Origin of the sequence: Candidatus Tisiphia endosymbiont of Micropterix aruncella, assembly GCF_965178575.1 — a bacterium.
Taxonomy (GTDB): Bacteria; Pseudomonadota; Alphaproteobacteria; order Rickettsiales; family Rickettsiaceae; genus Tisiphia.
The window spans coordinates 1,552,109-1,566,333 of the sequence record NZ_OZ238268.1; the positions used below are offsets into that span (position 1 = coordinate 1,552,109).

Consider the following 14,225-nt stretch of genomic DNA (forward strand, 5'->3'; position numbering starts at 1 on the left):
AAATAACTATCCGATTTTAATTTTTGTATCGGAAATAAACTCATATGGTGGGACAGCCAAATTTAAAGGAGCTGGTCCTTTACGAACGCGACCAGATGAGTCGTATTGAGAGCCGTGGCATGGACAAAACCAACCATCATAATCTCCTTGGTTTGCAAGTGGTACACAACCTAAATGTGTACAAATGCCGATAGTTACTAACCATTTATCATGTCCAGCTTTAACTCGTACTTGATCAAGTTCGGGATCTATTAACTCGGAAAGGTTTACATTTCTTGCTTCAGCAATTTTTTCAGGAGTCCTGTTAGTAATAAAAACCGGTTTACCTTGCCATTTAACAGTAAGAGTTTGACCTGGTTGTATGTGAGATAAATCCACTTCTATTGAAGATAGGGCAAGAACATCCGCTGAAGGGTTGAATGAATCAACAAGAGGCCAAGTAGCACATGCAGCTCCAACCACAACCATACTGCTGGCAGTTAAGGTTATAAAATCTCTACGAGTTGCCTTATCATAATCATTAGTATTTGACATAAACTGACTAGTATATTTAATATAATAATCTCAAATATCGATGTAAGACATCGGTTTAATAGCCCCGCTACCTTCAATGTCATCTCTGTTTTAGTAGCAGGATCTAAAATATCTAAAACCACAGCGTCATTGCGAGCGTAAGCGAAGCAATCTATAGATAAATGGTGTTACTGGATTGCTTCGTTGCACCTTACAGCCTTCTCGCTAATAGACGTATAAAGAAGCTGTATTTACTAACTTTCAACAGTTATGGGATGACATCACCCCTAATGGAGATGATACTGATCCTAGTATTAATTTGTTACATCGATACTTGAGCTTATAATAGATTACTGGAAAAATAACAAAAAATCAAGGATAGCTTCAGCAATTAACAGTGAAGTATTACCCTAATTTTGCTTAGATTATTCTCAATTAACGCGAATTCGGGATAAGAATTTGTCAATTCTTATCCCGAATTGGGGTAATTACCATCGGTTTATTTACCATCACTATCTGTAGAATCTCTAGGAGAATCATAAGGATTGCGATATGGAAGCATTTCTGGTACTGTCTTATCTTTAGGCAATAACTTATTTAATCCATCCTCTAAAGCTTTTTCACCTGTTTCTTCTTCTTTAATCTCGTATTTTGGTGGGTCTCCTAAACATTTCCAAAAATTGGTTAAGCTCTCAAAGTTGGGACCTAATTTTGTAGTACAGTTTTGTGCAATTGATTTAGATGTATAAAGAATTTCAGTTGTAGCATTGGTCATATATTTTATAAATCCAATTTGTTCAAGACCCTTGGCTACCCAAAATAATACTATCAAAGAGGTAACTGCTATCATAAAGTACCATTTAGCTATGATACTCCATAAAAACATCCCCATAGGGTTAGCTGCTATTAGTCTTCTTAAAGCTTGCCACATATATAACTACCAAAAAATGGTTAAAAAACTATGACTAAATTACATGAATAATAAAAAAATAACAATTTTTTTATTAGTGAAGGGGTCAGTATGGTGTATAATATAAATTAAATGTTGTAAATATTCTTAATTAAATATGATGAGAGATAAAATATGGTTGGTAAAAGAAGCATATTGATACCAATCATAACAAAAATTAGGCTTATATTCTCAAGATTTTGTAAAACAAGACCGGTAAGTATTATGTTGGGTACTAATAGTGGCATGATTAATATTGCTAGCAGGTTAGTATTTGACCTAAAATAGCTTTGAATAGATCCAATTAAAACTAGTAGGCTACTGGACAAAGTTAATAGCAAAGTTAGAGTGATAAAAAGATAGGTTACTGTTATTAGATCAAGATCGAAAATAATATAAATTATCGGGATATTTAATAAAGAGCTAGTAAGTGAACTAAAAAATATAGCAAATAATTTAGATGTAACAATTTCATTCTCACTGAAACTGGATAATAATAGCTCTAAACTTCCGTCCTCCACATCTTGCTTTAATATTAGACTAGAGAAGCCAATTAGGGCTATTGGTAAAAAAATTACTGAAAAGATAACCCCAAATTTCTTAATATCTGCTTGGTCATTGATTAAAGCAGTGCTGAAAATACAAAATAAAAAAAATATAAATAGATATTTGCTAAGATTATTAATACGATTTTGAATTAAGTATTCCCATTTTATTAGCTGTATTAGTTTATACATATACTGCTCGTAAATGAAGAGTTGATAGACGAAGATCAAAATCATGAAGTGCTAGGAATTACCAAGTCGAGGAGCGGAGCGTACATATAGTACGTGAGCACCGCAGATCTTGGATAATGACGACGCAATTCTTGATTTTCATCGAGTATATCTCATTATAGAATATATTAAACACATAACCGATGCAACGCAAAGTCCAACGCCAATTTCAATGATAAAGATACCAATATGTTGAGCTAATAATTTGTCATTTGCAAGAGAATAGTAGTTTAAGTAATTATCGTCAAATAATATTGATACCATACCGGTCATGGCATAGATAAGTACCCCGATAGTAGCCATACCAACTAGTAAATCAGTAGAAAAATATTGTTTTAATTTAAACTGACCATGAACTAAATCAAAACCAATTATCATAGAAGCAAATATAGCCCCAGCTTGGAATCCGCCTCCTGGTGATGCATCACCATTAATTTGAATATATAGACCATATAAGAATATATAAGGTAAGATAAAAAGAGTAGAATGTTTTATAATGATAAAATCTTTAAGCATGTTCATTACTTTTTTGTGAAAATAGCAATAATACCGATATTCCAGCAATTAAAATGACTGCCGTTTCTCCAAGAGTATCATAACCTCTGTAGCTAGCTAGTAGTGCTGCTACAAAAGAGGGAATACCAATATCACTTTTAGTATTTTCAATATAATATTTGGTTAGGTGACTTTGCATAGGAGAATCTATAGATCCATATTCTAGTAAATCAAGTCCTGCAAAGCTTAACACTACTATAAAAATTACACATATAATTGATGAACTTATTACTCGTGTTGGTTTAGGATTACATTTTTGTATGGTTGGCAATTTGCTTAAAAATCCTAAAAATACACAACTAGATAAACAGCTACCTAGAGCTACCTCAGTCATTGCCACGTCTGGAGCGTCCATAAGAAGATAAGATAAAACAATAAGTAAGCTAAAAATAGAATTTATTACTACTGTTTCTAATAAAGAATTACAAAATATAATCTTAATTGATACGATGGCAAGCATTATAAGGATTACCATAAGCAACCAGCTAGCTAGTTGAAAATTTATTATTTCTGGTATCATAAATAAACGATCAATCATTTTAGGTTAGTTTTTCCTAATGAAGCAGCCTTGCCAATTGCATGAGTAGATACCGGGTTTAATATTAAAATCAATATAGAGGCAAAAACTAATTTAAAAGAGCTAGTAAAATCATCCTGTAAAAAGGCAAGACCAACAAGTGATAAAGGTACGCCGCAACATTCAATTACACTAGCAGCATGAATTTTTGTATAGAAATCAGGAAATCTAAAAAGTCCAACAATCCCGGAAAATATTGCTATAATTCCGAGTAAGATTAATCCATAACCGATAACAAAAAACATAAATATTCTATTCTCCTTGAGCAAGCGAATATCCAGCTTTCCCATCAAATTCAAATAGATTTTCAATTTTAATAAAATCTACTTTTGCCTTACTTAGAGCTTCAAGTAAATGGGCTATAGATAAATGCGTTACTCTTTTCCCATCTTTCTTTGCCATAAAGCGGCAACACCAATGGTCAGACAGTAGTTCAAATCTCTCATCTCTTGGCCATAATTTAAGTCCCATGGAAGCTATGGTTTTTAATTCTAAGTCACCTAAATTGATAGTTTGAATTTTTGCTGCTACATCATGGGCAGTCAAAGCCTCCATCTGTATGAATATATCACTACCTACCAATTCTTTAGTTTCTTTAGTATTAATCGAATATATCTTGTCAATAGTTTCTTGTGCAGTTGATGATGAATATGCAGCTTCTGCGAGCTTAGAAGGTTTGAAACCTAGTCTTTTCACTACTTCATCAGCAAATTCCTTAGTTCCAACTTTTCTGCTAGATATTTTCTCATCATAGATATCCCCAGTATGAACTCCGTCCTCAATGGTTTTTTTCCAAGCATTTTCTATTAATGCAGCAATATCCTTTTGCTGAATATGAACTAGCATCATAATTGCTGCATTAAGCAAACCAGAAGGGTTAGCTAGATTACGATCTGCAATATCTGGGGCAGAGCCATGTACAGCTTCAAATAAAGCATAATTTTGACCTATATTGGCAGAACCGCTAAGTCCTACTGATCCAGAAATTTCTGCTACTACGTCAGATATAATATCCCCATACAGATTTGAGGTTACAACGACGTCAAATAATCCTGGCTGAGTTGCCAGTCTTGCAGTGCCTATGTCTATTATATAATAGTCACTTTGAATCTGCTTATATCTACTCGCAATTTCATCAAAAACTTTATGAAAAATTCCGTCAGAAAGTTTCATAATATTATCTTTACTAAAACATGTGACTTTTTTACGGTTATTTTTTATCGCATATTCAAAGGCATATCTAATAATTCTTTCACTACCAACTCTGCTGATTAGTTTAAGAGATTCATAAACATTGTGAGTTTGGCGATATTCAATTCCAGCATATAAGTCTTCAACATTTTCCCGTACTATAACTGTATTTAAGTTTGGATGGAGTGTTTTAACAAAAGGAGCATAAGAGACAGAAGGGCGAACATTTGCATAAAGAGAGAGGGCTTTTCTAAGAGTTACATTTAAACTTTTATACCCACCACCTAAAGGAGTGGTAATAGGGGCTTTTAGAAGAATTTTAGTTCTTGCCAATGATTCCCAAGTATCTTGTGCTATCCCTGAAGTATAATGCTTCTTGTATAATTTCTCTCCTACTTCCACCATTTCTATACGTATTCTTGCTTCAGCTTCTTTTAAAATATACAGTACTGCTTGCATTATTTCTGGGCCTATACCATCACCATAAGCTACTGTAATAGGAGTAAATTCTGTCATTGATAAACCTCTATAACAAATTATTCGTATTTAATTGTAACATGTTTTAGTTCATTATTTAGTTCTGCTATTACTTCTTGCGTAATATTCAGACTATTTTTAGCAAATAAAATTTGAGTACTAGGTATAACTAGATCAAGATTATACTTTTCTGCTAAAGCACTTATAATCTTTGTTATTGCTTCTTGTACTTTCCCTATGCCCTCAGCATGGGCTTGCTCAAGACGTACTTTCCTATCTCGTATTTCTTTTTGTGCTATATTTATTTTATTTTCAAAAAGACTAAATTCTTGTTCAAAAGCTGATTCACTTAAAGAGTTACGTTTTTCCATTAATAGATTCTCTATTTCTTTTAGTTCTCCATCCTTCTTTGATATATCTTGTCGAATTTTTTCGCTTATTTGGTCTACAGATTTTCTTATAGACTGGATTGCTACAGAATGTTCTAGAATAGAGTATATATCTACAATAGCAATTCTTGTCGCAAATCTATTTTCAATATTTGTATTAGAAGCATAAATAGTTGAATAACAGTTAATTATTAAACAAAATATTATTGTTAACCAGCTATAATATTTTTTATTTTCTTTCATGCCATCTCCACGAGGACTGATGTATTCCCTACAAACGATGTCATCTCTACTAGCCACTATTGTTACCCCTGCATCTCCTTTTATGTCACCCCTGCTCGCCATTATGTCATCCCAGCGAAAGCTGGGATATAAAACTATTAACATACCTTCTATGCTATTTTTTTAGACCCCGCACCGAAGCAGGGATGACATAGTGGCTGTTTAAGTTAACACTTATGTGCTGTAGCTCGGATAACATCGTTATAGAATTTTCTCTTCTAAATTCTTCAATTTTTTGCAGTATATACCAAAAATTTCTTCCACTAATATGTTTTTACAAGAATAATATCTTTTTTTGCTATTTAATTCAATTTGAATAACTAAGCTGAGTTCGATATAAGACATCGGTTTAATAGCCTAGGGTGTTTCCCTGCCTCTCCTTTTATGTCACCCCTACTCGCCATTATGTCATCCCAGCGAAAGCTGGTATCTAATAATGTTTTATTGTCTTTTACTCGATAATCAAGTTTTTATTGAGTTATATAATTCATGGCAGTTTAAAAGTCATGAAAAGAACTCGAGAAGATGTCATATATGGACGAGTAAGTAAGTCAATAAGAAAAATGATGCGGGAGTAATAAAAAAATAAGCTGTCATATATTCTGCATCTAGTGCCATAATAGTTTTCGCATTCCACGCAATCCTTGGAGTTATCCACTCATTCTTACGGCTTCTAAAGCCTTGACATAAAATCTCGGACTTGTTTTTGGAATGCCCATTTATTATCTCCAATCACTTTCGCTTATATCGTACCTCTTAAATCCTATTTACTTACTTCTTCTTTTTATATAGATAAAATACAGATAAATCTATATACACCACCAACTATCAAGCATATGCACATTTTCTTGTAACACATACATACGCTATTCTAGCTAATTTGTTTGCTATTGCCACAGCAGCCTTATTAAAGCTCATCCTTTCCAGCAATTTCTTTGCACATTGCACTAAATGATCAGTAGGATCCTTTTGTATTTTTGCTCTGATTGCAATAGACCTTGCTCCTTGTATCAGCATAGTTCTAACATATCTATCTCCTTTCTTAGTGATAGATCCAAGACTTGTTTTACCACCTGTGCTATTTTGCTTAGGCACTAATCCCAAACTTGCAGCAAAACTTCGACAATCATCATAATTTTCATAAGCTGCTATGCTTAGTATATTAGCATTAATTTCTCCAATACCTGGTATTGTTTTTAATAAAGTAGCTGTTTCAGATTCTTTATTTATTGCTATTAGCTGTTTATCTATTGCTGATTCTTGTATTAATAACGTAGCAATTTCTTCAGCTATTACCTTCATTTCCTTATACATTCTCTCTGAAATCACACCAGCATTTTTGGCATCTTCTACTATATTTAATGCCTCACGGGCAAATTTAGATTTACTCATTTTTATCTCAGTACAGGACAAAGAGATTAAGGAGAGAATAAAAATAGTAGATAACGCGTAGCCAAAGCTCTATTACTTAGGTTATTGAAGACTTAAGAGGCAAGAGAATGATTACAGCGTTATCACAATTAATAGGAGACTACTTTTTTAATAGTTTTGCAAGCATAAAATTAATAGAACAAATAATATTAGGATTACTGCAAGTGAGAGATGTAAATCTTACCCAGCTTGCCTTAACGATAAAAGGAGATAAGCAAGAATCACGCTATAAGAAATTACAGAGATTTTTTGCCAAATGTGAATTATCATATACGTCCTTAGCCAAGTTATTGGTGAAGTTGGCTGGAATTGATGCTGATCAATGGTTACTAGTGCTTGATCGGACAAATTGGAAATTTGGCAAGCTTGACATCAATATTTTAGTATTATCTATTTGCCATAAAGGCATTGCTATACCAATTATGTGGGATATGTTGCCAAAAGCAGGAACTTCTAATAACGTTGAACGTCAGCAATTAATGGAAAGGTTTATGAGTGTGTTTGGCATAGAGAAAATGTCAGCATTGCTTGGGGATCGGGAGTTTATTGGTGATTTATGGCTAAAGTTTTTAGCTGATAAAATGATACCATTTTATATTAGAATCAAAGCCAATCTTACCATTGGCAGAGCAGAAGACGAGTTAGTTACTGCTAATCATTTAATTAAGAAGTTACAGAATGGTGAATATATGTTGTTTAAAGGAAAAAGATATTTGGGTAAGAATTATAAAGGACCTAAAGTATCTGTGGCTGCACTGCGTAATGATGAAGGCGTATTAGTAATCATAGCTACCAATGATAATCCGCATGTAGCACTAAATATATATAAAAAAAGATGGGAAATAGAAAGCCTTTTTGCTTGCCTTAAGACGCGGGGCTTCAATTTTGAAAATACCCATATAATACATTTAACGTCAATTCGGGATAAGGATTAGTAAAAATGCTTTAGCTATAACTAATACAAGATTTTGGATATGTATAAATTGCATTTCTGTGAATTCATACATTAATTGCTCTTCGTAGTATATATATGTCTGCTATTTTTACTAATCCTTATCCCGAATTAACGTATTTAGATAGAATTAGTAAATTGCTTGGTTTACTTGCTATAGCATTTACTTTTGCTTATGTTGTGGGTCAATGGCAAAATTCTATCAAACCTATAAAGCTTAAAAAACATGGTAGAAAGTCTATCTCCTTATTCAGGTATGGCTTAGATTATTTGCAGAGAATATTTTTGAATATTGAAGAAATGATGGAAAAATGGATGGAAGTTATAACAAAATTTATTAAGCCAATAATACCATCTTTACTCCGATTATCACCTTGTTAATCTCTTTGTCCTGTACTAAGCATTTTTATGTAATAACCAAATTCAAGTAAATCACTCATTAAACCATTACTATATTGTACTCTTTGTCTAATAATATGTTGCCGACGTTTATGTAACCAACTAATCTCTTGTTGTGATATATTTTTTATACGAACCGATTTTAACTCCGGATCTTTTCCTGCTCTTGCTATTGCCAAAGCATCATTTGTATCATTTTTTTGCCGAGTTTTTGCAAAAGCTTTTACATCACATGGTTTAAGTAATTTTACTGTAAAACCTGATTCCATAAACTTATTGCTCCAATAATGACAACTGCCACATGCTTCCATTACCAATAAACTATTCTTGGGAATGTTTGTTAAAATGTAGTCTTCAAATTCTTCTCTGTGTAATTTTTTAGCTAATATTTTTTCACCATCTTTATTTAATGCAACAATATGAAAAATTGTTTTTGCTAAATCAATGCCTAGTATGTTAATATCTTTCATGGTATGGACTCCTTTTTAATTATTAAATAGTATAATTATGTGACCGAATTATATTCGTGATCACGGTAGTAAGTAAAGTTTCTTTTACTTACTCGTCCATACCATCATTCTTAGCAACGGCGGGAATGACATCCCTGGGTAGTAACTACAACTGTAGTATTAACGTAGTTAATAATGGGAATATATAAGTTAAGTCAAAAAACTCTAAGAACGTTCCGATAGAAAGTAACCCGACAGCTTCTTTTTGCTCTCTAGTAAGGTGGGTCTGGGTATATATAACCCTGCCATTTGCTTGGATAAATTTACTCATACCTTCAACTATTCCTACTTATTTTAGCTAAGTTCGATGTAACAAGTTAATACTAGGTTCAGTATCATCCCTGATGTCACCACTGCGAAAGTAGCGGGTCTAAAAAATATCCTAAAGGGTTGTTTATATTGCACGAGGCGGTAACTGGAATTTCTCTTGTTCATTAACTCTATTATTAGTGTCGTTTTTACCAACTTTCCCATTAGGGTCATTTACCTTTATATCATCATAATCTTCACTAAGAAACTTTCTTTTCATTTCTGATTTATTGAGTACACTCTTAGTTTTATTAGTTTCTAGCTTTTTAATTGTTTTATGACTATCTGTTTCTATTGGTAACATATCAGCACTTTGTGTTTTAGCATTTTTTCCCGCAGGACAACTATACTTTTCTAAATCTTTTTTAGTTTCATGCAGCATAGCTTTAATTTGCTCTAGCTCTTTGTGTAACTTACTGTTTGCCTCATCACTATTTCGCTTTTTCACCCTATCACTTGCTAAGTTCAATGAAGGATAATCTTTGTCTTGATTTAACTTCTGCCTTCTTTTGCGATCTGCATCCTGTTTTACCATCTTAAGATACATCTGACGATTTCTTAAAGTTGGATTGATTGTTTCCGTATCATCTTCACTAAGTAAATCTTCATCATCGTCATCAAAATTTCCTTCCATGACGTTCCTTTTTGCCGTTGATATATACTTCTTATTATAAAGAGGCGGACGCTTACCACCTTCAAAACCTTTGGTATCTATAATTTTATTATTAGCAGATTTTTTAAAATATCCTCTAAAACCATCAGTACAACCTGAAAGTAGGAACAATCCCAAAACTGTAATAATAATTTTCTTTAACATAACCTAATCCGATAATTTTCTATTAATATTAATTAATGACACAAAATTATTAAAACTGCAAGAATCAGCTTATTATTTCTTCTACTGCGTCAGCTAAAGTCTTACTACCATCATTTTTCCTTTTTAATAACTCATTAGATGTTTTTTTTAATATATCACGATTTTTTACTAGCACTAAGAGTTTATTGGCTAATTTTTCTGCTGTGATTGTACTTTGTTCAAAACACCACCCTGCCCCACTATCTTCTAGAGCCTTGGCATTATAGAATTGATGGTTTTCGCTAGCTGAAGGTAGTGGAATAAAAATCGCCGGCAATCCCACATAGCAAAGCTCAGAAATAGTCGATGCCCCAGCTCTTGATATTACTAATTCTTGATTGGCATATTGCTGATCCATATCATAAAAAAAATCTGCCAACTTATATGGAATTTTCAACTGAGCATAAATTTTAGCAATATTATCATGATCTTCTAGGGAAGCTTGTTGGGTAATATGCAGTTTAATATCAGGATTTGATTGCACTAATATCTGAATAGCTTCAGGCACTAAAGTAGAGAAAATCTTTGCTCCTTGACTTCCTCCAAAAATAAATATTCGGAAAATATCATTATTAAAATTTTCCCTAACTTTCAGGTTTTTAACATTCTCCCGTACTATATTTCCTATAACCAATTTCTTATTCTTATCAAGAATATTATAATTTTTAGTTTCATCATATGTAAGAGCAATTTTCCTAGCATATTTTAAGAAAAATCTATTAGCTTTACCAATAAAGCAATTTTGTTCATAAATTATGATAGGAATACGTAAAAATACTGCAGCGAGCAATGGAGGAAAAGTCGGATAGCCACCAAACCCAATTATAGCATATGGTTTAATCTTCACTAATAGCAATAACATCTTAAAAGTTATAATTAATAAAGAAATCAATAATTTAAACTTATTAAATAAACCTTTAGGTGGCAATCTAAAATTTATTATATGTGGTATAAGTTTTAAATCTTCAGCCAAATATTTTTGGCATCTAACATCGGTGATAAGATACGACTCATACCCACGCTCCATTAATTCTTCACCTAAAGCAATAGCGGGGAACAAATGACCAGCCGTACCACCACCAACAACAATTATATTCTTCATATGTCAATATCTTGAATTTTATATTTACTAAGAGAGGTTTTATGTTTGGTAAAACCAAGCAGCATCCCCGTAGCAATGGCTATGGCAAGAGTTGAAGAACCACCATAACTAATAAAGGGTAACGTCATACCTTTGGTTGGCAATAAATTCAAGGTTACACCAATATTAACGATTGCTTGTAACCCTATTTGGGAAATAATACCACTTGCTGCTAATTGAATAAATTTATCTTCTTCATTAATAAGTTTAAGTAAACTACGAATAACTATAAAAGCAAATATCCCTACAATGATTAAACAAATAATTGCCCCAAATTCTTCACCAGCAACAGCAAAGATAAAATCAGTATGCGAATCCGGCAATACTTGTTTTACCGCCCCTTCACCAGGACCACGACCGTATAAACCTCCATGCTCAAACGCCCTGATTGACTTACCAACTTGGTAATTACTACTACTATCAGGATCCAAGAAACTATTAATCCTTTTTGTTACATGAGGAAGCCAAAAGTAAGCTGCTGTAACCCCAAATACCAACATAAAAGCAGCAAGTATAATCCAAAATATCGGCATACCAGCAATAAAAAGTTGAATACCAAAAACAGCAGTAACCATCACTAACATACCAAAATCTGGCTGGATAATTAATAATAAAGCAACGATACTATAAAGACTTATGCAAATAGAAAAACTTGGAAATTCACCTTCAAATTTCAGCGATAATATCCAGCCTGCCACCACTGCAAAAAATGGTTTTACAAATTCTGAAGGTTGCATAGAGAGACCTAGAATATTAATCCAACGAGTAGCCCCCTTAACCTCATAACCATAAAATCTAACTAAAATTAATAATAATATACTACCAATAAATCCTAGAATTGAGAATCTCTTTAACCATTTTTTTGAGAAAAAAGAAAAAAAAATGATTAGTAACAAAGCACTAGCAAGGTAGAATAATTGTCTAGATGCAAAATAATACTCATTAAGTCCAATTCTATTTGCTACTGCTGATCCTGATGTGGTAACCAACATCATACTAAACACAAATAGGATTACTAAAGCAATAATCATTTGCTGGTCAATACTACGCCACCACCATTTTATATAGTTGTTAGACAATTCATTATTATTATCTTTAGCCATGATTAATAATAGCATTATATAATTTAATAAATAATTCTCCGCGTTCCTCAAAATTTTTAAATTGATCGTAGGAAGCACAAGCCGGGGCTAGCAAAATATTCTTTATACCCCCCATATCCTCCATTGCATCTCTAAAGGCAGAATTAAAAGCCTCCATTAAATCTTGACAAATTTGGTAATCTACCTTGCCATTAAGGAATGATGCAAAAAGATCTTTATCTTGACCAAAAAGATAAGCCTTACGAATTTTATAAAACCATGGCTCTAGCTCTGTTATCCCTCCTTCTTTTGCTATCCCCCCAGCTAACCAATATATATTATCAAGCGATGAGATGGATTTAGAGGCAGCCATGCTATTGGTAGCTTTGCTATCGTTATAAAAATTTATATTCGTAGGAACATTTAAATATAGCTTTTGTACTGTACCAACATATTGCATTCTATGTGGTAACCCCTTAAATAGCCCGATAGCGGCAATTATTTGTTCTGGCCTTGCCCCTATAACTCGACAAGCTGCATAACTAGCGGCAATATTCTCTTGATTATGCATACCTTGTAGATAGTTATTATTATGGAGATTAATAGTAATCGGTTCAAAAATATTGTCATAAATCATATTATTACAAATTGATATTCCTTTATTAAGAATTTCATAAATAGAGATTGGTACTACATTTGTTCTATTTTCCTTTTGTAATTCTAGAAAAATATTCTTGGTAATTTCATTATCAACACTAATTATAGCAAATGAATCTTTATCCATTCGATTAAATATCTTTTTTTTAGCAGCAATATAGCCTTGCATATTATTATGTCGGTCTAAATGATCTTGCGTGATATTAAGAAGCACCACAATTTTGGCTTTAAAACTGTTTAATAAATCTAATTGGAATGAGGATAGCTCCAATACATATCCTTTACTATCTAACCTCATAGCCAAAACAGGAAAACCAATATTTCCTCCAACTTGATAATCAAAACCACAAGATTGTAAAATATGACCGGTTAAAGCAGTGGTAGTACTCTTACCATTAGTACCAGTTATGCCAATGAAATTAGCTGCCTCAGGCTCTCTTAACTTAACTTCCTCAAATAACAGATCTATATCTGAAGTTATCGGTATATTATGGGAATTAGCCATTGTAACAATGTCATGAGACAAAGGAATACCTGGACTCAGTAGAATCTTATCAAGATTTTGCCACTGCAGATCAGATAAGCTAACAAGACTATCACTCCCATAGATTTTGGTAAAAGCATCCCGACTGCTACTTGCTTGATCATAGCAAATTACTTTAGCTACTTTATTCAGTACTTCCCAAGCAGCTATACCAGTCTTACCTAAACCAACTATACCTATATTCTTATGTTTTTGCGAAAGAAATGATGACATAATTTTTAGGATCACCTTGTTTTACTTATGTTTACTATTTACAGTACTTAGCTGCATTTTGACTAAACAATATCTATGCCAGTTTTTTAGCTGCTTTTCTCGGCTTATTGCTGCTAATGAACTAGCAAACTCTTCAACATAAACTAATTAATGCGATGTAAGACATCGGTTTAATAGCCTAGGGTGTCTCCCTGCACCTTCGGATGTCACCCCTGCGTATGCAGGGGTCTAAAAATGTATAACATCCTTCTTGGCTATTTTCTTTAGATCCCGCACCGAAGCGGGGATGACATAATGGCGAGTAGGGGTGACATCCCACAACTGTCGAAAGTTTACAAATACCTATACCACAGCGTCTATTAGCGAGCGTAAGCGAAGCAATCTAGGAAACAATCTATAGATAAATGATGTTACTGGATTGCT

14 protein-coding genes and 2 pseudogenes are annotated in these 14,225 nt (G+C 33.0%); 2 read left to right on the plus strand and 14 right to left on the minus strand.

Annotation, left to right across the window (positions count from 1 at the left end):
- Positions 1–6: 6 nt before the first annotated feature.
- The 8 genes and pseudogenes from petA to ACN1AG_RS07605 all read right to left on the minus strand — a co-directional run.
- The gene (petA, locus tag ACN1AG_RS07570; RefSeq protein ID WP_341753569.1) at positions 7–534 is read right to left on the minus strand and encodes a ubiquinol-cytochrome c reductase iron-sulfur subunit; all 528 of its coding nucleotides are present in this window, start codon (positions 532–534) and stop codon (positions 7–9) included.
- A 478-nt stretch (positions 535–1,012) separates the two neighbouring features.
- Entirely contained in the window at positions 1,013–1,444 is a 432-nt protein-coding gene (locus tag ACN1AG_RS07575; protein WP_367364363.1) for a DUF2670 domain-containing protein, read from the minus strand.
- A 107-nt stretch (positions 1,445–1,551) separates the two neighbouring features.
- A complete protein-coding gene (locus tag ACN1AG_RS07580; protein WP_367364364.1) occupies positions 1,552–2,199 on the minus strand; it encodes a heme exporter protein CcmB in 648 nt (215 codons plus the stop codon).
- 138 nt (positions 2,200–2,337) lie between these two features.
- Positions 2,338–3,331, minus strand: a pseudogene (locus ACN1AG_RS07585) (DUF4040 domain-containing protein).
- Entirely contained in the window at positions 3,328–3,615 is a 288-nt protein-coding gene (locus tag ACN1AG_RS07590; RefSeq protein ID WP_417904923.1) for a Na+/H+ antiporter subunit G, read from the minus strand. Before ACN1AG_RS07590 ends, ACN1AG_RS07585 begins: the two are co-directional and overlap by 4 nt.
- Positions 3,616–3,622: 7 nt before the next feature.
- A complete protein-coding gene (locus tag ACN1AG_RS07595) occupies positions 3,623–5,077 on the minus strand; it encodes an NADP-dependent isocitrate dehydrogenase (RefSeq protein ID WP_417904924.1) in 1,455 nt (484 codons plus the stop codon).
- A gap of 20 nt (positions 5,078–5,097) precedes the next feature.
- Positions 5,098–5,814 carry an OmpH family outer membrane protein gene (locus ACN1AG_RS07600; RefSeq protein WP_417904925.1) on the minus strand — a complete coding sequence of 239 codons (717 nt, stop codon included), beginning with the start codon at positions 5,812–5,814 and terminating at the stop codon, positions 5,098–5,100.
- Between the two features lie 881 nt (positions 5,815–6,695).
- A pseudogene (locus ACN1AG_RS07605) lies at positions 6,696–7,101 on the minus strand (transposase); the annotation flags it as partial.
- 107 nt (positions 7,102–7,208) lie between these two features.
- Between ACN1AG_RS07605 and ACN1AG_RS07610 the strand changes: the two are divergent.
- On the plus strand, positions 7,209–8,075 hold the full coding sequence (locus ACN1AG_RS07610; protein ID WP_417904926.1) for an IS4 family transposase: 867 nt from the start codon (positions 7,209–7,211) through the stop codon (positions 8,073–8,075).
- A 95-nt stretch (positions 8,076–8,170) separates the two neighbouring features.
- The gene (locus ACN1AG_RS07615) at positions 8,171–8,473 is read left to right on the plus strand and encodes a hypothetical protein (protein WP_417904927.1); all 303 of its coding nucleotides are present in this window, start codon (positions 8,171–8,173) and stop codon (positions 8,471–8,473) included.
- Here ACN1AG_RS07615 and ACN1AG_RS07620 read toward each other — a convergent pair.
- The 6 genes from ACN1AG_RS07620 to murD form a co-directional block, all read right to left on the minus strand.
- Entirely contained in the window at positions 8,470–8,961 is a 492-nt protein-coding gene (locus ACN1AG_RS07620; RefSeq protein WP_417904928.1) for an IS110 family transposase, read from the minus strand. The two genes, ACN1AG_RS07615 and ACN1AG_RS07620, sit on opposite strands and share 4 nt — an antisense overlap.
- A gap of 145 nt (positions 8,962–9,106) precedes the next feature.
- A complete protein-coding gene (locus tag ACN1AG_RS07625; protein WP_417904929.1) occupies positions 9,107–9,271 on the minus strand; it encodes a hypothetical protein in 165 nt (54 codons plus the stop codon).
- 123 nt (positions 9,272–9,394) lie between these two features.
- Positions 9,395–10,126, minus strand: a complete 732-nt coding sequence (locus ACN1AG_RS07630; RefSeq protein WP_417904930.1) for a hypothetical protein — start codon at positions 10,124–10,126, stop codon at positions 9,395–9,397.
- 64 nt (positions 10,127–10,190) lie between these two features.
- Positions 10,191–11,267, minus strand: a complete 1,077-nt coding sequence (murG, locus tag ACN1AG_RS07635; protein ID WP_417904931.1) for an undecaprenyldiphospho-muramoylpentapeptide beta-N-acetylglucosaminyltransferase — start codon at positions 11,265–11,267, stop codon at positions 10,191–10,193.
- A complete protein-coding gene (gene ftsW / locus ACN1AG_RS07640; protein ID WP_417904932.1) occupies positions 11,264–12,409 on the minus strand; it encodes a putative lipid II flippase FtsW in 1,146 nt (381 codons plus the stop codon). The genes murG and ftsW overlap by 4 nt, the downstream gene beginning before the upstream one ends.
- Positions 12,402–13,802, minus strand: coding sequence for a UDP-N-acetylmuramoyl-L-alanine--D-glutamate ligase (gene murD / locus ACN1AG_RS07645; RefSeq protein ID WP_417904933.1), 1,401 nt, complete (start codon positions 13,800–13,802; stop codon positions 12,402–12,404). The genes ftsW and murD overlap by 8 nt, the downstream gene beginning before the upstream one ends.
- Positions 13,803–14,225 lie beyond the last annotated feature (423 nt).

Bases quoted from the DNA above. Each gene is read 5' to 3' on its own strand.
- ACN1AG_RS07580 (WP_367364364.1), bottom strand. From the start codon at position 2,199: ATGTATAAACTAATACAGCTAATAAAATGGGAATACTTAATTCAAAAT.
- ftsW (WP_417904932.1), bottom strand. From the start codon at position 12,409: ATGGCTAAAGATAATAATAATGAATTGTCTAACAACTATATAAAATGG.
- ACN1AG_RS07590 (WP_417904923.1), bottom strand. From the start codon at position 3,615: ATGTTTTTTGTTATCGGTTATGGATTAATCTTACTCGGAATTATAGCA.
- ACN1AG_RS07630 (WP_417904930.1), bottom strand. From the start codon at position 10,126: ATGTTAAAGAAAATTATTATTACAGTTTTGGGATTGTTCCTACTTTCA.
- murD (WP_417904933.1), bottom strand. From the start codon at position 13,802: ATGTCATCATTTCTTTCGCAAAAACATAAGAATATAGGTATAGTTGGT.
- ACN1AG_RS07600 (WP_417904925.1), bottom strand. From the start codon at position 5,814: ATGTTAATAGTTTTATATCCCAGCTTTCGCTGGGATGACATAATGGCG.
- petA (WP_341753569.1), bottom strand. From the start codon at position 534: ATGTCAAATACTAATGATTATGATAAGGCAACTCGTAGAGATTTTATA.
- murG (WP_417904931.1), bottom strand. From the start codon at position 11,267: ATGAAGAATATAATTGTTGTTGGTGGTGGTACGGCTGGTCATTTGTTC.
- ACN1AG_RS07575 (WP_367364363.1), bottom strand. From the start codon at position 1,444: ATGTGGCAAGCTTTAAGAAGACTAATAGCAGCTAACCCTATGGGGATG.
- ACN1AG_RS07615 (WP_417904927.1), top strand. From the start codon at position 8,171: ATGTCTGCTATTTTTACTAATCCTTATCCCGAATTAACGTATTTAGAT.
- ACN1AG_RS07610 (WP_417904926.1), top strand. From the start codon at position 7,209: ATGATTACAGCGTTATCACAATTAATAGGAGACTACTTTTTTAATAGT.
- ACN1AG_RS07620 (WP_417904928.1), bottom strand. From the start codon at position 8,961: ATGAAAGATATTAACATACTAGGCATTGATTTAGCAAAAACAATTTTT.
- ACN1AG_RS07625 (WP_417904929.1), bottom strand. From the start codon at position 9,271: ATGAGTAAATTTATCCAAGCAAATGGCAGGGTTATATATACCCAGACC.
- ACN1AG_RS07595 (WP_417904924.1), bottom strand. From the start codon at position 5,077: ATGACAGAATTTACTCCTATTACAGTAGCTTATGGTGATGGTATAGGC.